At 66.2% G+C, this 20687-nt stretch carries 18 protein-coding genes and 1 pseudogene; 16 read left to right on the top strand and 3 right to left on the bottom strand.

The window, feature by feature from the left end; all coding sequences use genetic code 11:
- The 3 genes and pseudogenes from J8I34_RS01955 to map all read right to left on the bottom strand — a co-directional run.
- Window positions 1-545: pseudogene (locus J8I34_RS01955) on the bottom strand (pseudouridine synthase); the annotation flags it as partial.
- A gap of 22 nt (window positions 546-567) precedes the next feature.
- Window positions 568-3171, bottom strand: coding sequence for a [protein-PII] uridylyltransferase (locus tag J8I34_RS01950; protein WP_209775273.1), 2604 nt, complete (start codon window positions 3169-3171; stop codon window positions 568-570).
- A gap of 76 nt (window positions 3172-3247) precedes the next feature.
- Complete coding sequence (gene map, locus J8I34_RS01945) at window positions 3248-4066, bottom strand: type I methionyl aminopeptidase (RefSeq protein ID WP_209775274.1); 819 nt, start codon at window positions 4064-4066, stop codon at window positions 3248-3250.
- A 346-nt stretch (window positions 4067-4412) separates the two neighbouring features.
- Here map and rpsB point away from each other — a divergent pair, with 346 nt between their 5' ends.
- From rpsB to J8I34_RS01865, 16 genes are all read left to right on the top strand, one after another.
- Window positions 4413-5156: a 30S ribosomal protein S2 gene (gene rpsB / locus J8I34_RS01940; RefSeq protein WP_029045850.1), complete on the top strand. Its 744-nt coding sequence runs from the start codon at window positions 4413-4415 to the stop codon at window positions 5154-5156.
- A 287-nt stretch (window positions 5157-5443) separates the two neighbouring features.
- The gene (gene tsf / locus J8I34_RS01935; RefSeq protein WP_209805211.1) at window positions 5444-6322 is read left to right on the top strand and encodes a translation elongation factor Ts; all 879 of its coding nucleotides are present in this window, start codon (window positions 5444-5446) and stop codon (window positions 6320-6322) included.
- Between the two features lie 292 nt (window positions 6323-6614).
- Window positions 6615-7325 carry a UMP kinase gene (pyrH, locus tag J8I34_RS01930; protein ID WP_029045852.1) on the top strand — a complete coding sequence of 237 codons (711 nt, stop codon included), beginning with the start codon at window positions 6615-6617 and terminating at the stop codon, window positions 7323-7325.
- Between the two features lie 117 nt (window positions 7326-7442).
- Window positions 7443-8003, top strand: coding sequence for a ribosome recycling factor (gene frr / locus J8I34_RS01925; protein WP_029045853.1), 561 nt, complete (start codon window positions 7443-7445; stop codon window positions 8001-8003).
- A 45-nt stretch (window positions 8004-8048) separates the two neighbouring features.
- The gene (uppS, locus tag J8I34_RS01920) at window positions 8049-8819 is read left to right on the top strand and encodes an undecaprenyl pyrophosphate synthase (RefSeq protein ID WP_029045854.1); all 771 of its coding nucleotides are present in this window, start codon (window positions 8049-8051) and stop codon (window positions 8817-8819) included.
- Window positions 8820-8872: 53 nt separating this feature from the next.
- Complete coding sequence (locus J8I34_RS01915) at window positions 8873-9694, top strand: phosphatidate cytidylyltransferase (protein WP_209805210.1); 822 nt, start codon at window positions 8873-8875, stop codon at window positions 9692-9694.
- A 23-nt stretch (window positions 9695-9717) separates the two neighbouring features.
- Window positions 9718-10899 (top strand): 1-deoxy-D-xylulose-5-phosphate reductoisomerase, encoded by a 1182-nt coding sequence (gene ispC, locus J8I34_RS01910; RefSeq protein WP_029045856.1) that lies wholly within the window; start codon window positions 9718-9720, stop codon window positions 10897-10899.
- A 114-nt stretch (window positions 10900-11013) separates the two neighbouring features.
- Entirely contained in the window at window positions 11014-12417 is a 1404-nt protein-coding gene (gene rseP, locus J8I34_RS01905; RefSeq protein ID WP_209805209.1) for an RIP metalloprotease RseP, read from the top strand.
- 96 nt (window positions 12418-12513) lie between these two features.
- Complete coding sequence (bamA, locus tag J8I34_RS01900) at window positions 12514-14847, top strand: outer membrane protein assembly factor BamA (RefSeq protein ID WP_245175718.1); 2334 nt, start codon at window positions 12514-12516, stop codon at window positions 14845-14847.
- A 22-nt stretch (window positions 14848-14869) separates the two neighbouring features.
- On the top strand, window positions 14870-15397 hold the full coding sequence (locus J8I34_RS01895) for an OmpH/Skp family outer membrane protein (RefSeq protein ID WP_029045859.1): 528 nt from the start codon (window positions 14870-14872) through the stop codon (window positions 15395-15397).
- A gap of 56 nt (window positions 15398-15453) precedes the next feature.
- Window positions 15454-16545, top strand: coding sequence for a UDP-3-O-(3-hydroxymyristoyl)glucosamine N-acyltransferase (lpxD, locus tag J8I34_RS01890; RefSeq protein ID WP_209775279.1), 1092 nt, complete (start codon window positions 15454-15456; stop codon window positions 16543-16545).
- A gap of 12 nt (window positions 16546-16557) precedes the next feature.
- On the top strand, window positions 16558-17007 hold the full coding sequence (gene fabZ, locus J8I34_RS01885; RefSeq protein WP_010809590.1) for a 3-hydroxyacyl-ACP dehydratase FabZ: 450 nt from the start codon (window positions 16558-16560) through the stop codon (window positions 17005-17007).
- Between the two features lie 100 nt (window positions 17008-17107).
- A complete protein-coding gene (gene lpxA / locus J8I34_RS01880; protein WP_029045861.1) occupies window positions 17108-17911 on the top strand; it encodes an acyl-ACP--UDP-N-acetylglucosamine O-acyltransferase in 804 nt (267 codons plus the stop codon).
- 13 nt (window positions 17912-17924) lie between these two features.
- A complete protein-coding gene (gene lpxB / locus J8I34_RS01875) occupies window positions 17925-19133 on the top strand; it encodes a lipid-A-disaccharide synthase (protein ID WP_029045862.1) in 1209 nt (402 codons plus the stop codon).
- Window positions 19133-19909, top strand: coding sequence for a ribonuclease HII (gene rnhB / locus J8I34_RS01870; protein ID WP_029045863.1), 777 nt, complete (start codon window positions 19133-19135; stop codon window positions 19907-19909). Before lpxB ends, rnhB begins: the two co-directional genes overlap by 1 nt.
- Window positions 19906-20682, top strand: coding sequence for a TrmH family RNA methyltransferase (locus J8I34_RS01865; protein WP_029045864.1), 777 nt, complete (start codon window positions 19906-19908; stop codon window positions 20680-20682). Before rnhB ends, J8I34_RS01865 begins: the two co-directional genes overlap by 4 nt.
- The last annotated feature ends 5 nt before the right edge of the window (window positions 20683-20687 follow it).

Here is a 20687-nt window from a genome sequence, read left to right as displayed (position 1 = left end):
CCATAGCGGCGGGGGCGGTTGTCGTCATCGCCAAAGCGCCGTGGGGGCCGCGATTCATTGCCTTCGAAGCGGCGCGGGCGCGCTTCGCCACGATCGTCGCCATAGCGGCGGGGGCGGTTGTCGTCATCGCCAAAGCGCCGTGGGGGCCGCGATTCATTGCCTTCGAAGCGGCGCGGACGTGCTTCGCCGCGATCGTCGCCATAGCGGCGCGGACGGCTTTCGTCGTCACCAAAGCGCCGCGGCGCACGCGCTTCGCCCTCGGGGCGTCGTGGCCGTGCCCGGCGCTCGCCGTCAGCGGGGCGCGGCGGACGCGGCTTGCGCACGTCGCCGCCGGCTTGCGCTTCGCCTGGCGCGCGGCGGCCGCCACCCTTGCCACCGTCACTCTGCTGCGCGCGCTTGATGCCTTCGGTCACGGCCCGCACGCGGTTACGGTTCAGGTCCGAAACCCGCACCGGGCGGTTGCCGGTCTTGCGTGCGGCCGTGCCGGTATCGCTTGCGGCCTTGATGCCTAGCGTCTTGCGCTTCGGCGAATTGCTGTCGGTCATATCGTTGATGCTGTCTGCCGCCTCAGATCGCGAGGGCGGCGAGCAAGTCCTGTTCAAGCTGAATCTGCAATCGGTTGTCGGCGGCCAGGCGGCTGCCGTCTACCAGGAACACGTCTTCGACGCGTTCGCCCAGGGTGTTGATGCGTGCCGAATGGACGGACACGCGATGCCGTGCCAGTACGCGGGCGATGGCGTACAGCAGGCCGGTGCGGTCGTTGGCGGACAGCGACAGCAGGTAATACTGGCCGCGCTCGTCCGGGCGCAGGTCCACGCGCGGCTTGATCGGGAAGCTGCGCGACTGGCGCGACAGGCGTCCCTGCGTGGGCTCGGCAAGGGCGCCCTGCTGGCGCAGCTTTTCGCAAAGCTCGTGTTCCACCAGCGCGATGATGTCGCGGTAATTGCCGCGGTAGTTGCCGCGGTCGTTGCCATTCCCTGCCATGCCGGGGTCGGTGACCTGGAACGTGTCGAGCGCGTAGCCATGGCGCGTGGTGTGGATCTTGGCGTCCTGGATCGAGAACGCCTTGCGCTCGAAATAGCCGCAGATCCGCGCGAACAGGTCGGGCTGGTCCTGCACGTAGACCGCTACCTGCAGGCCCTCGCCAGCAGGCGAGATACGTGCCTTCACCACCGGCGTGGGGCTGTCGACCTTGTCGTACAGGTGCCGCGTGAGCCAGGCGATATCGCGCGCGTCATGGCGCAGGAAGAATGCCACGTCGAGCTGCGCCCACAGCGGCTTGCCCAGCTCCGGGTCGAACGCCTTGAGCCGCAGCGTCGAGATGGTTTCTTCCTTGCGCTGCGCCCACAGCGAATGCGAATCGACCTTGGCGCCGCCGAGTACGCGCAGCGTGATCCGGTACAGGTCTTCCAGCAGCTTGCCCTTCCACGCGTTCCACACCTTGGGGCTGGTGCCGCGGATATCGGCCACCGTCAGCAGGTACAGTGCGGTCAGGTAGCGTTCGCTGCCGACCACGCGCGCGAAGGCATGCACGACTTCCGGATCGGTCAGGTCCTGCTTCTGCGCCACGTGGCTCATGGTCAGGTGGTGCTCGACCAGCCAGCTGATCAGGTCGGCATCTTCGCGCGCGATGCCATGCTGCTTGCAGAAGCGGCGCGCATCCTGCGTGCCGAGCTTGGAATGGTCCCCGCCGCGGCCCTTGGCGATGTCGTGGAACAGCGCCGCCACCCACAGTACCCACGGCTTGTCGAAACTCGCCATCAGCTGGCTGCAGAACGGGAATTCGTGCGTGTGCTCGACGATGGCGAAGCGGCGCATATTGCGCACCACCATCAGGATGTGCTGGTCCACGGTATAGACGTGGAACAGGTCATGCTGCATCTGCCCGACGATGCGCCGGAAGTTGATCAGGTAACGCCCCAGCACGCTGGTCTGGTTCATCAGCCGCAGCGCGTGGGTGATGCCCTGCGGCTCCTGCATGATCGCCAGGAACAGGCGGCGGTTTTCCGGGTCGTTGCGCCAGCCCGCGTTCATCACGGTGCGCGCGTTGTACAGCCCGCGCAGCGTGCGCGGCGACAGGCCCTTCACGCCGGGCGTGCGCTGGTACAGCAGGAAGGTTTCCAGGATCGCGTGCGGATCGCGCTCGTAGACGTCGTCGCTGGTGATTTCCAGCATGCCCTGGCGCTCGACAAACCGTTCGTTGAGCACGCGCGTGACCTGCGACTCGCTCGGGAACAGCATCGCCTCGATGTTCAGCAGCAGCACGCTGTTGAGCTGCGTGACGGCCTTTGCCGCCCAGTAATAGCGCCGCATCAGTTGCTCGCTGGCGCGCTTGTTGGTGGTCTGGCGGTAGCCGAAGGATTCCGCCAGGGCGGTCTGCAGATCGAATACCAGCACGTCCTGGCGCCGGCCCGCCACCAGGTGCAGGCGCGCGCGGATGGTCTTGAGCAGGCGCTCGTTGCGCGCCAGCTCCTGCGCTTCGCGCTGCGTCAGCAGGCCGCGCTCGAACAGTTCTTTCCAGCTGTCGCCCAGGCCCGCCGCCTTGGTCATCCACAGGATCACCTGCAGGTCGCGCAGGCCGCCCGGGCTTTCCTTGCAGTTGGGTTCGAGCGCGTAGGGCGTGTCCTGGTACTTGGCGTGGCGCTGGCGCATTTCCAGCAGCTTGGCCTGGAAGAACGCGGCCGGGTCCAGGTCGGCGAGGTAGCGCGTGCGCATCGACTCGAACAGCTTGCGGCTGCCGGTCACCAGCCGCGCCTCCAGCAGCGAGGTCTGGATGGTAATGTCCTGGCGCGATTCGCGGATGCAATCGTCCAGGGTGCGTACCGACGAGCCGATCTCCAGCCCCAGGTCCCAGCACAGGCCGATAAAGCGTTCCAGCCGCCCGGTGGTGTCCTGGTCGGGCTCGGCGGGCAGCAGCAGCAGCACGTCGACGTCCGAATAGGGCAGCAGTTCGCCGCGGCCGTAGCCGCCCACCGCCACCAGCGCCGCACCCGCGGGCATCTCCAGGCCGCGCCATGCTTCCACCAGCGCGGCGTCGACGGCGCGGCGCAGCCGCGTGATCAGCGTAACGACGTTGGTGCTGGTGTTGAAGTCGGCAAACAGGGCCTGCTTGTCGGCTTTGAGCTGGTCGCGCACGCGCGCGGCCAGCAGCAGTTCCGGCGTGGTGTCCATGGAGAGGGCGGGGTGGTTCGTGGGCACGGCTGGAAAAATAAGGGCGCCGGTCAGGCGCCCTGGCTGGTGTGCGACCTCAGGCCGCGACGGATTCCGTAATGAAGGCCGGCGGCGCCGGGGTGCCGGCGGATACCGTCAGCACCTCATATCCGGTCTCGGTGACCAGCACGGTGTGCTCCCACTGCGCCGACAGGCTGCGGTCGCGGGTCTTGACCGTCCACTGGTCGGGCATGGTGCGGATATCGCGCTTGCCGGCGTTGATCATCGGCTCCACGGTGAAGATCATGCCGGCCTTGATCTCGGCGCCGGTGCCGGCGCGGCCGTAGTGCAGGATCTGCGGGTCTTCGTGGAAGTTCTTGCCGATGCCGTGGCCGCAGTATTCGCGCACCACGCTGTAGCCAGCGGCTTCGGCGTGCATCTGGATGGCATGGCCGATATCGCCCAGGCGCGCGCCGTGGCGCACCTGCGCGATGCCCTTCCACATGCATTCGTACGTCACCTGCGCCAGGCGCTTGGCCAGGATCGAGCCCTCGCCGGCGATGAACATGCGGCTGGTGTCGCCGTAATAGCCTTCCTTGGTGATGACGGTGATGTCCAGGTTGACCGCGTCGCCGCTCTTGAGCACGCGGTCGCCGGGGATGCCGTGGCAGATCACGTCGTTGACCGAGGTGCAGATCGCGCCGGGGAAGGGCGGGTAGCCGGGGGGCGCGTAGTTCAGCGGCGCCGGCACGGTGCCTTGCACGTCACGCATATAGGCGTGGCACAGGCGGTCCAGTTCGCCCGTGGTGACGCCCGGCTGGACGAAGGGCGTGATGTAGTCGAGGACTTCGGAGGCAAGGCGGCAAGCCACGCGCATCTGGGCGATGTCTTCGGCGGTATTCAGGTAAATGCTCATGCTGCGTCGCCAAAAGTGAGGGCGGGGCCACTGGCCGCGCCGAATTCGAAAGGTCAATGTGGGATTATCGCACCTTCGGAGCCTGATCGCAGCCTGTGCCCAGGCGCTTTCGGACGGCGCTCCTCCAATGCCTGCAGTGTTTCCGGATCTGGGTCGCTTGAGCGCTCGGTGCTTTTCTTGCTAGAATAGCGGGCTGACTTGGTTGCGGCGCAATATTGCACCCGCCAGGCCGGTATTTTGCAGCATCTGCTGCGATGTTTTTTGGAAATCGCTGGCCCGCCTATCCGGGGTGTTCCTTTTCAGGAATGTCGGGGCGGGCTTCAGACCTAACCCTTTGGAGAATCACATGTCCGTTACCATGCGCGAAATGCTGGAAGCCGGTTGCCACTTCGGCCACCAGACCCGCTTCTGGAACCCGAAGATGGCCCCCTTCATCTTCGGCCATCGCAACAAGATCCACATCATCAACCTCGAAAAGACGTTGCCGATGTTCCAGGACGCCATGAAGTACGTGCGTCAGCTGGCAGCAAATCGCGGCACCATCCTTTTCGTGGGCACCAAGCGCCAGTCGCGCGAAATCCTGGCTGAAGAAGCAGGCCGCGCCGGCATGCCTTACGTCGATGCCCGCTGGCTCGGCGGCATGCTGACCAACTTCAAGACGGTCAAGACCTCGATCAAGCGCCTGAAGGACATGGAGGCCGCCAAGGAAGCCGGCGCGCTGGAAACCATGAGCAAGAAGGAAGCGCTGATGTTCGAGCGCGAGATGATCAAGCTGGAAAAGTCGATCGGCGGCATCAAGGACATGGGCGGCGTGCCTGACGCCATCTTCGTGGTTGACGTCGGCTACCACAAGATTGCCGTGACCGAAGCCAACAAGCTGGGCATCCCCGTGATCGGCGTGGTCGATACCAACCACTCGCCGGACGGCATCGACTACGTGATCCCGGGCAACGACGACTCGAGCAAGGCCGTGGCCCTGTACGTGCGCGGCGTGGCTGACGCGATCCTGGAAGGCCGTGCCAACGCGGTGCAGGAAGTCGTTGAAGCCGCCCGCGGCGACGACGAATTCGTCGAAGTGCAGGAAGGCTGATAGTCTCCGGCCCGCTGCCTGAAAGGAACCCGATAGCGCGCACGTCAACACACGACAGGCAGGCATCGCCTGCCGCCCGGCACGCCGGGCAGCGCGCAGGGCGCAAGCCGGGGTACGTCGGCAGCAGGGCAAAAAAAAGGGGGCACATCTGGCGCCCCCTTTTTTCGAATTTGAATTGTTGTCATCCGCCGCAGGCAATATCTGCCGCGGGTGCGCTGTAGACCCACCGACCGGGTGCCGCGGGCAAGACTGCCGGGGCCCGGCGCGAACCATTCAAGGAGTGACAAATGGCGGCAATTACCGCAAGCATGGTTGCAGAACTGCGCGCGAAGACCGACGCGCCGATGATGGAGTGCAAGAAGGCCCTGACCGAGGCCGGCGGCGACCTGAACAAGGCCGAAGAGCTGCTGCGCGTCAAGCTGGGCAACAAGGCCAGCAAGGCCGCATCGCGCGTGACTGCCGAAGGCGTGGTCGCTTCGTTTATCGACGGCACCACCGGCGTGCTGGTCGAACTGAACTGCGAGACCGATTTCGTCTCCAAGAACGATGACTTCCTGGCTTTCTCGGCCAAGGTCGCTGAACTGATCGCCAAGCAGAACCCGGCCGACGTGGCTGCCCTGTCGGCGCTGGACCTCGACGGCGCGAGCGTTGAAGCCACCCGCACGGCCCTGATCGGCAAGATCGGCGAAAACCTGACGATCCGCCGCTTTGTCCGCTACGCCAATGGCGGCAAGCTGGTTTCGTACCTGCACGGCACCCGTATCGGCGTGATGGTCGAGTTCGACGGCGACGAAGCCGCCGCCAAGGACGTGGCCATGCACGTGGCCGCCATGAAGCCGGTGTCGCTGTCGGCCGAGCAGGTCCCCGCCGACCTGATCGCCAAGGAGCGCAGCATCGCCGAGCAGAAGGCTGCCGAGTCGGGCAAGCCGGCCGAGATCGCGGCCAAGATGGTCGAAGGCTCGGTGCAGAAGTACCTGAAGGAAGTGTCGCTGTTCAACCAGCCGTTCGTGAAGAACGACAAGCAGACTGTCGAGCAGATGCTCAAGGCTGCCAACACGACCGTGAAGGGCTTCACCCTGTATGTCGTGGGCGAAGGCATCGAGAAGAAGCAGGACGACTTCGCCGCTGAAGTGGCCGCCCAGGTGGCCGCTGCCCAGAAGGCCTGATGTCAGGGCGCGCCGGCCGGCCCTTGCGGGCGGGGCCGGGCGCATATAATGCCGCAGGGGCGCCGCAAGGTGCCCCTCTGCATAAGTAGTGCAGTGATGTATATTGCACGTTGCACTGCAGCAGTCAGTTTTCGCGGTCGTCTTCCCGTTGCCTGCCGGCAAGGTGGGGCGACCCCGAAAACCGGCTTTCTTCCGCTGGCGGCGCGCCGATCCGCGCCGCCGGTGTCAAAAATCAATCGTCTCATTTGTGTTGAGTCCCAAACGAGCGACTTGCTCCTGCCCGAGGGTAAACATGCCAGCCTACAAGCGCGTCCTTCTGAAACTGTCCGGTGAAGCCCTGATGGGCGACGATGCCTTTGGCATCAACCGCTCCACCATCGAGGCGATGGTGAACGACATTGCCGAGATCGTGAGGCTCGGCGTCCAGGTCGCGGTGGTCATCGGCGGCGGCAATATCTTCCGCGGCGTCGCGGGCGGCGCGGCCGGCATGGATCGCGCCACGGCTGACTACATGGGCATGCTGGCCACCATGATGAACGCGCTGGCCCTGCAGGATGCGATGCGCCACGCCAATATCGAAGGCCGCGTGCAGTCCGCGCTGCGCATGGACCAGGTGGTCGAACCGTACATCCGCCCGCGCGCCATTCGCCAGCTGGAGGAGGGCAAGGTGGTGATTTTCGCCGCCGGCACCGGCAACCCGTTCTTCACCACGGATACCGCCGCCGCGCTGCGCGGCGCGGAAATCGGGGCCGAGGTCGTGCTCAAGGCGACCAAGGTGGACGGTGTCTACACCGCCGACCCCAAGAAGGATCCCAGCGCCACGCGCTACAGCACCATCACCTTCGACGAGGCCATCTCGCGCAACCTGCAGGTGATGGATGCCACCGCCTTCGCGCTGTGCCGCGACCAGAAGCTGCCGATCCGGGTGTTCTCTATTACCAAGCCGGGCGCGCTCAAGCGCGTGATCCTGGGCGAAGACGAGGGTACCCTGGTCCACGTCTGAGTCCGGCGCCCCACGACGCCGCGCCACGGCGCTGGTGTCTGGCCGGGCAAAGGGTAGAATGATTCATTTTCCGATCCCGGTCACGGGATCATGGTTGGCTGATTTCCGGAGGTAAACATGAGCGTCGCCGACACAAAGAAGAGCGCCGAGCAGAAAATGCAGAAGTCGATCGAAGCCTTCAAGGCCGATCTGGCGAAGATCCGCACTGGCCGTGCCCACACCGGCCTGCTCGACCACGTTCAGGTGGATTACTACGGTTCGATGGTGCCGATCAGCCAGGTCGCCAGCGTCGGTCTGGCCGATGCGCGCACCATCACGGTGCAGCCGTGGGAGAAGAAGATGGTGGGCGCGGTCGAGAAGGCCATCCGCGACTGCGACCTGGGCCTGAACCCGGCCACCATGGGCGACGTGATCCGCGTGCCGATGCCCGCGCTGACCGAAGAGCGCCGCAAGGAGCTGACCAAGGTCGTCAAGGGCGAGGCTGAGGGTGCCAAGATCGCGGTGCGCAACCTGCGCCGCGATGCCAATGAGCAATTCAAGAAGCTGGTCAAGGACAAGGCCATTTCCGAGGACGACGAGCGCCGCGGCCAGGACGAGGTGCAGAAGCTGACCGACAAGTACGTCGCCGAAATCGACAAGATGGTCGCCGAAAAAGAGAAGGAGATCATGACGGTCTGACGCCGTCCCGGCACCTGCCGGGGCTGCCCGCGACCGTCTGCCATCATGCAGCACATCAGTTCAACGCTCGCCGTACCCGATACCTCTTACGTGCCCCGCCACGTTGCCATCATCATGGACGGCAACGGCCGCTGGGCGACCCAGCGGCACCTGCCGCGTGTTGCCGGGCACTCCCGGGGTCTGGACGCTGTGCGCGCGGTCGTGGAAGCCAGCGCCGCGCGGGGCGTGCAGTACCTGACACTGTTCGCGTTCAGTTCCGAGAACTGGCGCCGGCCCGCGGACGAGGTATCGTTCCTGATGCGGCTGTTCATGATGTCGCTGCGGCGCGAAGTGGTGAAGATGCACGCCAACAACATCCGCCTGCGGGTGGTTGGCGACCTGGGCCGCTTCAGCCCGCGCATCCAGCAGCTGATCAAGGATGCCGAGGCGCGCACCGCCGGCAACACCGGCCTGACCGTGACCATCGCCGCCAACTACGGCGGCCGCTGGGACCTGCTGCAGGCCATGCGCAAGATGCTGGAGCGCTCGCCGATGCTCGATCCGGAGTCGATCGACGAATCCATGCTCGCGCCGCACCTGGCCATGGCCTACGCGCCGGAGCCCGATCTGTTCATCCGCACCGGTGGCGAACAGCGCATCAGCAATTTCCTGTTGTGGCAGCTCGCGTATTCGGAGCTGTATTTCACCGACGTGTACTGGCCGGATTTCGACGCCGCCGAGCTGGACAAGGCCTTTGCCTCGTACCGCCAGCGCGAACGCCGTTTCGGTCGCACCAGCGCGCAACTGGTTGCGCCGGGACTATCGGGCACGGCCTGACACCCTGGCCGATCCAGGCTACTCCAACAACAACTCCCACGGGACCGCAGCGCATGCTCCTAACCCGCGTCATCACCGCCCTGTGCCTGTTGCTGCTGATCCTCCCGATCCTGTTCCTGGCGCCGCCGGCCGGCCTGGCGGGTCTGCTCGGGGTGATCGTGCTGCTGGCGGGCTGGGAATTCGGACGCCTGATCGGGCTGCGCGGGCCCTGGCCTTATGTCTATGCGCTGGCCTGCCTGATCGCCACCATCACCTGGCATGACATGCCGCTGCGGCACGCCACCACCTGGCTGCTGGAAGCGGCGGTGGTGTGCTGGGGCGTGGCGCTGGTGCTGCTGGCGCGCGGCGTGCGCACCGCGACGCCGGGCTTCGCCGTGCTGGGGGCCATACTGGGCCTGGTCATGCTGCCCGCGTTTGCCCATGCCACGATGATCCTGCGCGGCGCCGGCATCGGCGTGCTGCTGACCGCGGCCGTGCTGGTGTGGGCGGCCGACATCGGCGCCTATTTCACCGGCAAGGCCATCGGGCGGCGCAAGCTGGCACCGTCCATCAGCCCGGGCAAGTCCTGGGAGGGCGCCATCGGCGGCTGGCTGCTGGCGCTCGTCATCGGCCTGGTGCTGGCCGCCACTCATGCCTTCGCGCCCACGTGGTTCTCGGTGCTGGGGGACCGCGGCGGCCTGGGCTACGTGGCCGGGCTGACCACGCTGCTGGTGGCGGCGAGTGTGATCGGCGACCTGTTCGAGTCGCTGCTCAAGCGCCAGGTCGGCATGAAGGACAGCAGCCGGCTGCTGCCGGGCCATGGCGGCGTGCTGGACCGGATCGATGCCTTGCTGCCGGTGTTCCCGCTGGCGGCACTGATGCTGATTTTTTTCTGAAGCCTTCTCTGAAGCGGTCTGATATGCAGCGCATTACCATCCTGGGGGCCACCGGCTCGATCGGCGAAAGCACGCTCGATGTCGTCCGCCGCCATCCCGACCGCTATACCGTGCACGCGCTGACGGCGCATCGGCAAGTGCGCAAGCTGGCCGAGCAATGCATTGCGTTCCGCCCGGCCCGCGCCGTGGTGGGTAGCGCCGAGGCGGCCGGGGAACTGCAGGCGCTGTTGCGCGATGCCGGTGTAGATACCGAAGTCAGCCATGGCGAGGCCGAGCTGGAATCGGTCGCAGCCGATGCGCAGACCGACGCCGTCATGGCCGCGATCGTCGGCGCTGCCGGTCTGCGCCCGACGCTGGCGGCTGCCCGTGCCGGCAAGCGCGTGCTGCTCGCCAACAAGGAAGCGCTGGTAATGTCCGGCCGCATCTTCATGGACGCGGTGCGCGAGCATGGCGCCACGCTGCTGCCGATCGACAGCGAGCACAACGCCATCTTCCAGTGCCTGCCGGCAGACGATCCGCGCTACGGCCGCGGCGTGGCCAGGGTGCTGCTGACCGCGTCGGGCGGGCCGTTCCGCACGCGCGATCCCGACACCCTCCACGACATTTCGCCCGACGAGGCCTGCGCTCACCCGAACTGGGTCATGGGCCGCAAGATCTCGGTCGACTCGGCCACCATGATGAACAAGGGCCTCGAGGTCATCGAGGCCCACTGGCTGTTCGGCGCGCCGGCCGAGCGCATCGAGGTGTTGATCCACCCGCAGAGCATCGTGCATTCGATGGTGGCCTACCACGACGGCTCGGTGCTGGCGCAGTTGGGCAACCCGGACATGCGCACGCCGATTGCCTACGGCCTGGCCTATCCCGAGCGCATCGATGCCGGCGTGACGCCGCTCGACCTGACGCTGGCAGGCGGGTTGCATTTCGAGAAGCCTGACTTGCAGCGCTTCCCGTGCCTGGGGCTGGCCTTCGACGCCCTGCGCGCCGGTGGCGTGGCGCCGACCGTGCTCAATGCGGCCAACGAGGTAGCGGTCGAGGCATTCCTGGGCGGAAAAGTGCGCTTTACTGACATCGCGCGGTTGGTGGCTCAGGTGCTCCAGGCAGCACCGGCCGGCGCGGCGGACACGCTTGACGCCATCCTTGACGCGGACCGCATGGCGCGCGAGGCAGCGCGCGCGGCCGTCGCCGGACTGGCGCTTCGCCACTGATCCGACGGGCCAGCCTGCCGCATCTGCGACAATAGCGGATGCGGCGGCCCCGGACATGCCGGAACCCCGGATCCGGCGCGCCAGTCCAGCCACTGTTACTGACGTCCCGACGCCATGCAAACCGTACTCGCTTTCATTGTTGCCCTGTGCGTGCTCATCTACGTGCACGAGATGGGGCATTACCTCGCCGCGCGCGCCTGCGGCGTGAAGGTGTTGCGCTTTTCGATCGGTTTCGGGCGGCCATTGCTGCGCTGGACCTCGAAGAGCCGCGACCGCACCGAATGGACGGTGGCGGCCATCCCGCTGGGTGGCTACGTCAAGATGCTCGACGAGCGCGAGTTTGATCCCGAACGCGACGCCCGGATCGATCCGGCTGACCTGCCGCGCGCGTTCAACCGCCAGCCGGTCGGCAAGCGCTTCATCATTGTCGCGGCCGGGCCGTTGGCCAATTTCCTGCTGGCGATCGTGCTCTACTTTGTGCTGTTTGCCGGCGGCATGCGCGAACCCGCGCCGATCGTCGCCGCACCGGTGGCCGGCACCATGGCGCAGCAGGCCGGCGTGCGCGAAGGCGACCGGGTGCTGTCGCTGACCGCCAACGGCCATACCGAAGCGGTGCGTTCCTGGAATGACCTGCGCATGGCGGTCTTCGCCGAGGGCTTCGGCGATGCGCGCGCCGTGCTGCGCGTGCGCGCCGCCGACGGCGCCGAGCGGGACGTCACGCTGGCGCGCCTGCCTAATACAGGGGGCAACCCGGAGCAGGACCCGCTCAGCACGCTTGGCCTGCATCTGAAGGGCGGGCCGGTCACGATCACCGAGGTATTGGCGGATTCGGCCGCCGAGCGCGCGGGGCTGAAGAAGGGCGACCGCGTCGTCGCCTGGCAGGGTACCCCGCTGACCCAGGCCAGCGCACTGATCAAGGCGGTACGCAGCCAGCCCGGGCAGACCGTGACGCTCGGCATCGAGCGCGACGGCAAGCGCCTGGACGTGCCGGTGACGCTGGACGCCACCGCCCCGCGAGACGGCGAAAAGGATGCCAGCGGCGCGCCCGCGCCGCCGGCGGGCAAGCTGGGCGCGGCGCTCAGCCAGGCGGTGGAGATGGAGACGGTGCGCTACCGTCCGGACGAAGCGCTGGCGCGCGCGTTCGGCCAGGTGTGGGACACCAGCGCGCTGTCGCTGAAGCTGCTCGGCAAGATGCTGGTGGGGCAGGCGTCGCTGCAGAACCTGAGCGGTCCGCTGACCGTGGCCGACTACGCCGGGCGTGCCGCAAACCTCGGCGTACAGGCCTTTGTCAGCTTCCTGGCGCTGGTCAGCGTTAGCCTCGGTGTACTGAATTTGTTACCTATTCCGGTTCTGGATGGGGGGCATTTGCTGTATTATTGCGTGGAATTTTTGACTGGCCGGCCCGTCCCAGACCACTGGCAGGCAATGCTGCAGAAGGTTGGCATCGCCTGTATCTTGCTCCTGACCTCGCTCGCTTTGTTCAATGACGTCAGCCGAATGTTTCTGGCGAACGGCTAGAAACGCATGTCGGCAAGGGGGCGGTCGTGTCGTCGGACACCGTCGCCAGGGGGCGCCATTGCCATGCGCAGTCCCACGAGGCATGGAAAATCCTGGATGGAATCAAAGAGGGGATCAACATTGATCAGACATAAGCGCATTTCGCTAGGCTTGCTGGCGAGTGCCGTTATTGCAGCCTGGAGCCCGACGGGCTGGGCTGCCGATCCGTTCGTCGTCAGGGACATCCGCGTTGAGGGCCTGCAGCGCGTCGAACCGGGTACGGTGTTTGGCTATCTCCCCGTGCGTGTCGGCGAAACCTTCACCGACGACAAGGGCGCCGATGCGATCCGTGCCCTCTACAATACCGGCTTCTTCAAGGACGTGCAGATCCGCGCCGAAGACGGCGTGCTGGTCGTGCAGGTGGAAGAACGCCCGGCGATCTCGCAGCTGGAATTTGTCGGCATCAAGGAATTCGACAAGGACACGCTGCGCCGTTCGCTGCGCGCGGTCGGCGTCGCCGAAGCGCGTTACTACGACAAGGCGCTGATCGACAAGGCGGAGCAGGAACTCAAGCGCCAGTACGTCGCCCGCGGCTACTATGCCGCCGACGTGCAGACCACGGTCACGCCGGTGGACCGCAACCGCGTTTCGGTCGTGTTCAACGTCGAGGAAGGCCCGGTCGCCAAGATCCGCCAGATCAATATCGTCGGCAACAAGGCGTTCAAGGAAAGCACGCTGCGCGACGAAATGCAGCTGTCCACGCCGAACTGGCTGTCGTGGTACACCAAGAATGACCTGTACTCGAAGCAGAAGCTGACGGCTGACCTGGAGGCGCTGCGTTCCTACTACCTGAACCGCGGCTACCTCGAGTTCGCAATCGAATCGACCCAGGTATCGATCACGCCGGACAAGAAGGACATCTACCTGACCTTGAACATCAAGGAAGGCGAGCAGTACAAGGTGTCCGACATCCGCCTGGCCGGCGAACTGCTGGGCAAGCAGGAGGAAATGGAAAAGCTGCTGCAGCTGAGGAAGGGAGATATCTTCTCGTCCGAAAAGCTGACCGCCAGCACCAAGGCCATTACCGACCTGCTGGGCACCTACGGCTACGCCTTCACCACGATCAACCCGCAGCCGAACATCGACCAGGAAAAGCGCGAGGTCGCGCTGACGCTGATGGTCGACCCGGGGCGGCGCGTCTACGTGCGCCGCGTCAACGTGGTGGGCAACAGCAAGACCCGCGACGAAGTGGTGCGCCGCGAAATGCGCCAGATGGAAAGCTCGTGGTTCGACAGCGAGAAGCTGCAGCAGTCGCAGGCGCGTATCAACCGGACCGGCTACTTCACCGACACCAACATCACCACCGAGGACGTCGCCGGCGCGCCCGACCAGGTCGATGTGAACGTCAACGTGACCGAAAAGCCGACCGGCCAGATCAGCCTGGGCGTGGGCTTCTCGTCCACCGACAAGCTGGTGCTGCAGGCCGGCCTGCGCCAGGACAACGTGTTCGGTTCCGGTACCAGCCTGGGCCTGGACGTGAACACCGCCAAGTCGTTCCGTACCATTGCGCTGACGCAGTACGATCCATACTTCACGGTGGACGGCATCAGCCGCTCGACCGATATCTACTACCGTACCTCGCGTCCGCTGTACTACACCGGCGACCAGGACTACAAGATCGTCTCCGCAGGCGGCGGCTTCAAGTTCGGCGTGCCGTTCTCGGAAGTCGACACCGTCTTCTTCGGTATCGGTTACGAGCGGACCCAGGTCTATACCTCGGTCAACACGCCGAGCCAGTACACGGCGTGGCTGAACGCGATCGGCAAGAACAGCGGCGACGGCATCAACAACTTCCCGTTCACGATCGGCTGGGCACGCGACCGCCGCGACAGCGCCCTGGTCCCGACCAAGGGCCCATACACGCAGGCCAACCTGGAAGTGGGCCTGCCGGGCGGCGATACGCAGTACTACCGCGCCAGCGTGCAGCAGCAGTACTTCTATCCGATCTCGAAGTCGTTCACGCTGGCGCTGAACGGTGAAGTCGCCTACGGCCACGGCTATGGCAACACGCCGTTCCCGGTGTTCAAGTACTTCTACGCCGGTGGTATCGGCTCGGTGCGCGGCTACCAGACCAGCACGCTGGGCCCGAAGGACCAGAACGGCAACCCGGTGGGTGGTGCGTCCAAGATGATCGGTAACGTGGAATTCATCTTCCCGCTGCCGGGCTCGGGCGTCGACCGCACGCTGCGCCTGTTCACGTTCTTCGACTTCGGTAACGTCTACCAGGAAGGCGCGCCGATTTCGTTCAGTGATCTCAAATACTCGACCGGCTTCGGCATGTCGTGGCTGTCGCCGATCGGCCCGCTGAAGATCAGCATGGGCTTCCCGCTCAACCGGGAAGAGACCGACAAGGTCCAGCGCTTCCAGTTCCAGATCGGGACGGCATTCTGATTCTGTAAAAGGATCTGTTTTCATGATGACAACATCCAAACTGGTCAAATCCCTGGGCGCCGCCGCATTCGCCACCGCCGCGCTCTGCGCCGCGATGCCGGCCATGGCCCAGGAGGCGCGCATTGCCGCCGTCAATTCCGAGCGCATCCTGCGCGATTCGCAGCCGGCCAAGCAGGCCCAGGTGAAGCTGGAGCAGGAATTCTCCAAGCGCGACCGCGAGCTGCAGGACATGGCCCAGAAGATCAAGGGCATGGCCGACAAGCTCGACAAGGACACGGCCGTGCTGGCCGATTCCGACCGCCAGCGCCGCCAGCGCGAGGTGGCCGACCTCGATCGCGAATTCCAGCGCAAGCAGCGCGAATTCCGCGAGGACCTGAACCAGCGCCGCAATGAAGAGCTGGCGCAGGTGCTGGAGCGCGCCAACCGCGTGATCCGCCAACTGGCCGAGCAGCGCAAGTACGACCTGATCGTCCAGGAAGCGGTCTACGTGAACCCGCGCATCGACATCACCGACGACGTGATGAAGGCGCTGAACGCCGGCGCCCGCTAAGCCGCGGGCTGTTCGCGGCTGTTCGATTCGTAGCTTTATTTTCAGGAAGTACCGCCATGCAGACACCCACACTGGGTCAGCTCGCCACCGAGAACGGCGCGCAGGTTGTGGGTGATCCCGACCTGGCGATTGTTGGCCTGGCTCCCCTCGACCAGGCCTCGGCGGGCGAACTCTCGTTCCTGTCCAATCCGCTCTACCTGCAGCAGGCGCTGGATTCGCAAGCCGGCGCCGTGATCGTGTCGCAGGCCGACCTCGAGCGCATCCGCGCCGGAGGACGTGCCGACGGCCGCAACTGGCTGGTGGCGCGCAATCCCTATGTCTGCTTTGCCCGCGTGGCGCAGCGCTTCGACCGCGAAGCCAATGCGGACCCGCGCGTCGGCATCGATCCGCGCGCGAGCGTTTCGCCCGATGCGGTGGTGCCCGCGTCGTGCTACATCGGTCCGAACGTGGTCATCGAGCGCGGCGCCCGGCTGGGCGAGCGCGTCCGCATCCTGGCCAACGGCTACGTCGGTGCGGAGGCGGAGATCGGCGACGATTCGCTGCTGTACGCGAACGTTTCGGTCTACCATCACTGCGTGATCGGCGCGCGCGCCATCCTGCACAGCGGCGTGGTGATCGGCGCCGATGGCTTCGGTTTCGCGCCCGATATCAGCGCCACCGGCGTTGAATACGTGAAGATCCCGCAAACGGGGCGTGCAGTGCTGGGCCATGACGTGGAGGTCGGCGCCAATACGGCGATCGACCGCGGCGCCATGGCCGACACCGTGGTCGAGGACGGTTGCAAGATCGACAACCAGGTCCAGATCGCGCACAACGTGCGAGTCGGGGCCCATACTGTGATCGCCGGCTGCGCCGCGGTATCGGGCAGCACGCGCATTGGCCGCTTCTGCGTGATCGGGGGCGCGGCCAACTTTGCCGGCCACCTGACCATTGCCGACCGGACCACAGTGTCCGGCGGTACCTCGATCACCAAATCCATTACCAAGCCCGGGGGCCATTTCACCAGCGTCTTCCCGTTCCTGCCGCACGGCGAGTGGGAACGCAACGCAGCCATCGTGCGCGGCCTGAGCAAGCTGCGCGAACGCGTGGTGGCGCTGGAACGTCGCCTGCGCGGCCAGTCCGCCGGGTCCCAAACCTCACAAGACTAAAGAGAAATCATCATGAGCGCGGCCGAAATCGATATCCGCAAGATCCTCAAGCTGCTGCCGCACCGGTACCCGTTCCTGCTGGTCGACCGCGTGCTGGAGTTCGAGGCGCAGAAGCGGATCAAGACCCTGAAGAACGTCACCATCAACGAGCCGTACTTCCAGGGCCATTTCCCGGAGCAGCCGGTGATGCCGGGCGTGATGATCCTGGAGGCGCTGGCTCAGTCGGCCGGCCTGCTGACCTTCGGCGCCGACATGGAGCGCAAGGAAGGCGCGTTGTACTACTTCGTCGGCATCGACGGCGCCCGCTTCAAGCAGGTGGTGTACCCGGGCGACCAGTTGCACATGAACGTGACGGTCGAACGCTATATCCGCGGCATCTGGAAGTTCAAGGCGTTCGCTACGGTGGACGACAAGGTCGCCTGCGAGGCGGAACTGATGTGCACCGTGAAGCAGGCCGAGTAAGGCCGGCTGCCGCGCTCCCGCACGGGTGCGCGGCGCGGACGGGAACCTTTGCCGCGCGCATGGGCCCACTCTTCACCAGACACACCACAGGACAGGACGTATGACGCAAATCCACCCCACCGCCCTGGTTGACCCGAAGGCAGAGCTGGCATCCGACGTGACCGTCGGTCCGTTCTCCATCGTCGGCCCCAACGTGCGCGTCGGCAGCGGCACCCGGATCGGCTCGCATACGACGGTCGAGGGCCATACCACGATCGGCGAGGGCAACAACATTGGCCCCTATGCCTCGGTCGGCGGCGTGCCGCAGGACATGAAGTACCGCAACGAGCCGACCCGGCTCGAGATCGGCGACCGCAACACCATCCGCGAATTCACCACGATCCACACCGGCACGGTGCAGGACCGCGGCCTGACCAGCATCGGCAGCGACAACTGGATCATGGCCTACGTGCATATCGCGCATGACTGCTCGGTCGGCAACCACACCGTGTTTTCCAGCAACGCGCAGATCGCCGGCCACGTCGACGTGGGCGACTGGGCCATCCTGGGCGGCATGAGCGGCGTGCACCAGTTCGTGCGCATCGGCGCCCACGCGATGCTGGGCGGTGCCTCGGCGCTGGTGCAGGACGTGCCGCCATTCGTGATCGCCGCCAGCGACAAGGGCGGCAACAAGGCGACGCCGCACGGCGTCAACGTCGAGGGACTGCGCCGCCGCGGCTTCGACGCGGGGCAGATCGCCGCGCTGCGCCAGGCCTACAAGCTGCTCTACAAGTCCGACCTCAGCTTTGACGAGGCCCGCAACGAGATCTCCGCCTTGCTGGCCCAGTCAGATGCCGGCACCGCGCCGCCGCTGCAGGCATTTGTCGACTTCCTTGCCGCCACCCAGCGCGGCATCGTGCGCTGAGCCCGGGCCGCACATGGTCGACGCCGCGATTCGGGGTGGCTTGCCCACGGGCAACGGTTCTGCCGCCGCCAGGCGCGGCACCATCGCCATGGTGGCCGGGGAGGCCTCCGGCGACCTGCTGGCATCGCTGATGATGGGCGGGCTCAAGGCCCGCCTGGGCGATACCATGGCGTACGCCGGCATCGGCGGCAAGCGCATGATGGCGCAGGGCTTCGTCTCGCGCTGGCCGATGGAAACGCTGTCGGTCAATGGCTATGTCGAGGTGCTGGGCTCGCTGCGCGAGATCCTGCGCACCCGGCGCGCGGTGCGCGACTGGCTGCTGGCCGAGCCGCCGCAGTGCTTTATCGGGGTCGATGCCCCGGATTTCAATTTCGGCCTGGAAGTGCCGCTGCGCCGCGCCGGCATCCCGGTGGTGCATTTCGTCAGCCCGTCGATCTGGGCCTGGCGGGGCGGGCGCATCCGCACCATCGCGCGCGCGGTGGACCACATCCTGTGCCTGTTCCCGTTCGAGCCCGAGATCTACGCCAAGGCCGGCATTGCCGCCACCTACGTGGGTCACCCGCTCGCCGACGTGATCCCGATGGTGCCTGACGTCGCCGGCGCGCGCGCCGAGCTGGGGCTGCCTGCCGGCCACCGCGTGGTCGCGGTGCTGCCCGGCAGCCGGCAGTCCGAAGTGCGCAACCTTGGCGCCACCTTCTTTGCCGCGATGGCGCAGATGCAGCGCATGGACCCGAACCTGGCGTTCGTGCTGCCGGCGGCAAGCGCGCCGCTGCGCGCCATCGTCGAAGACCTGCACCAGCAGTATCCGGAACTGCGCCTGACCATTGTCGACGGCAAGTCGCACCAGGCCATGGAAGCCGCTGACGTGGTGCTGCTGGCCAGCGGTACCGCGACGCTGGAGGCGGCGCTGTACAAGAAGCCGATGGTGATCTCGTACAAGGTGCCCTGGCTGACCGCGCAGATCATGAAGCGGCAGGGTTACCTGCCGTACGTGGGATTGCCTAATATCCTTTCAGGGCGCTTTGTCGTGCCCGAGCTGCTGCAGGACGACGCCACGCCCGAGGCGCTGGCCCGCGAAACGTTGCTGCAGCTCAACGACGAGGGCAATATTGCCTTCCTGTACGAGCATTTCACCCGCATGCACGAGACCCTCAAGTGCAACACCGCGCAACTGGCCGCCGATGTGGTGGTGGACCTGATGCGCAGCCGGGGGACCGTCTGATGGCGCGTCGCAATGCCCAGGCTGCGCAGGCCTCGCCGCAGATGGGCCTGGACCTGGCGCCGGCCGCCGCTGCGATCCAGCGGCTATGCGGCGTCGATGAGGCGGGCCGGGGCCCGCTGGCGGGGCCGGTGTATGCCGCCGCGGTGGTGCTGGATCCGAAACGCCCGATCCGCGGCCTGGCCGACTCCAAGATCCTGACCGCCGCCAGGCGCGAGGCGCTGTACGAGAAGATCTGCGAACGTGCGTTGGGCTGGCATATCGCCTTCGCCACGGTCGAGGAAATCGATACGATCAACATCCTGCACGCCAGCATGCTGGCGATGCAGCGCGCGGTGCAGGGGCTGGCCGCCAGCGGCGTGGTGCCGGACCTGGTGCAGGTCGATGGCAACCGCTGCCCGCAGGTGCCGTTCCCGGTGGAAGCCATCGTCAAGGGGGACGCGCTGGTCAGGGCGATCTCGGCCGCGTCGATCCTGGCCAAGGTGGCGCGCGACCGCGAGCTGATGGCCCTGCACGAACGCTATCCGCAATACGGCTTCGATTCGCATGTCGGCTATGGCACGCCGCAGCATCTGGCCGCACTGGCCGAATTCGGTGCCACGCAGCATCACCGCCGCTCGTTCGCGCCGGTGCGCGAGGCGCTGGCGCAGCGTCCGATGTTTGCCGCGGTGACGCCAGTTGCCGAGGTCATCGAAGGCATCGAAAGTACCGAAGCCAGCGAACTCACCACCCCGATCCAGGCCGCGCCGTCAGGCACCCTGCAAACCGACGCACCGTGAAGCACGTCACCTCGCGCGACAACGCGCTGTTCAAGCACCTGAAGGCGCTGGCCACCTCCACCCACCAGCGCCGCAAGGCCGGGCAGTCGCTGCTCGACGGCGTGCATCTGGCCGAGGCTTACGTGGACGCGCTGGGCCAGCCAGTCACCTGCGTGGTGTCCGAGCGTCACTACGACCATGCCGAGGTTGCGCCTTTGCTGGCGCGCATCGACGCGGATCGGCTGGTAGTGCTGGCCGATACGCTGTTCACCCAGATTTCCGGCGTGGTCAACGGCATCGACCTGATGCTGGTGATCGAGACGCCTGCCGGCCACCTGCCCGCGCGCATCGAAGAGGACTGCATCATCCTCGACGGCGTGCAGGATGCCGGCAATGTCGGCTCGATCCTGCGCAGCGCTGCCGCGGCGGGCATCCGCCATGCATTCCTGGCGACGGGATGCGCGTTCGCCTGGTCGGTGAAGACGCTGCGCGCCAGCATGGGCGCCAATTTTCACCTGAACATCGTTGAACACTGCACCGTCGAGTCGCTGGCGCCGCGGCTGGCGCTGCCATTGCTGGCGACGTCCTCCCATGCCGACGCCGCGGTGTTCGATACCGACCTGCGCGCGCCGGTGGCCTGGGTGGTCGGCAATGAAGGTGCCGGCGTCAGCGACGCGTGGATGCAGCACGTCAAGCGCAAGGTGGGCATTCCCCAACCGGGCGGCCTGGAATCGCTGAACGTGGCGGCTGCCACCGCGATCTGCCTGTTCGAGGCGGTGCGGCAGCGGCGATAACAAAA

This window comes from Cupriavidus phytohabitans, from assembly GCF_017815025.1.
In the GTDB taxonomy this organism is placed as follows: domain Bacteria; phylum Pseudomonadota; class Gammaproteobacteria; order Burkholderiales; family Burkholderiaceae; genus Cupriavidus.
The sequence above is the reverse complement of the archived record's forward strand: the minus strand, read 5'-3'. Positions and strand labels throughout refer to the sequence as shown.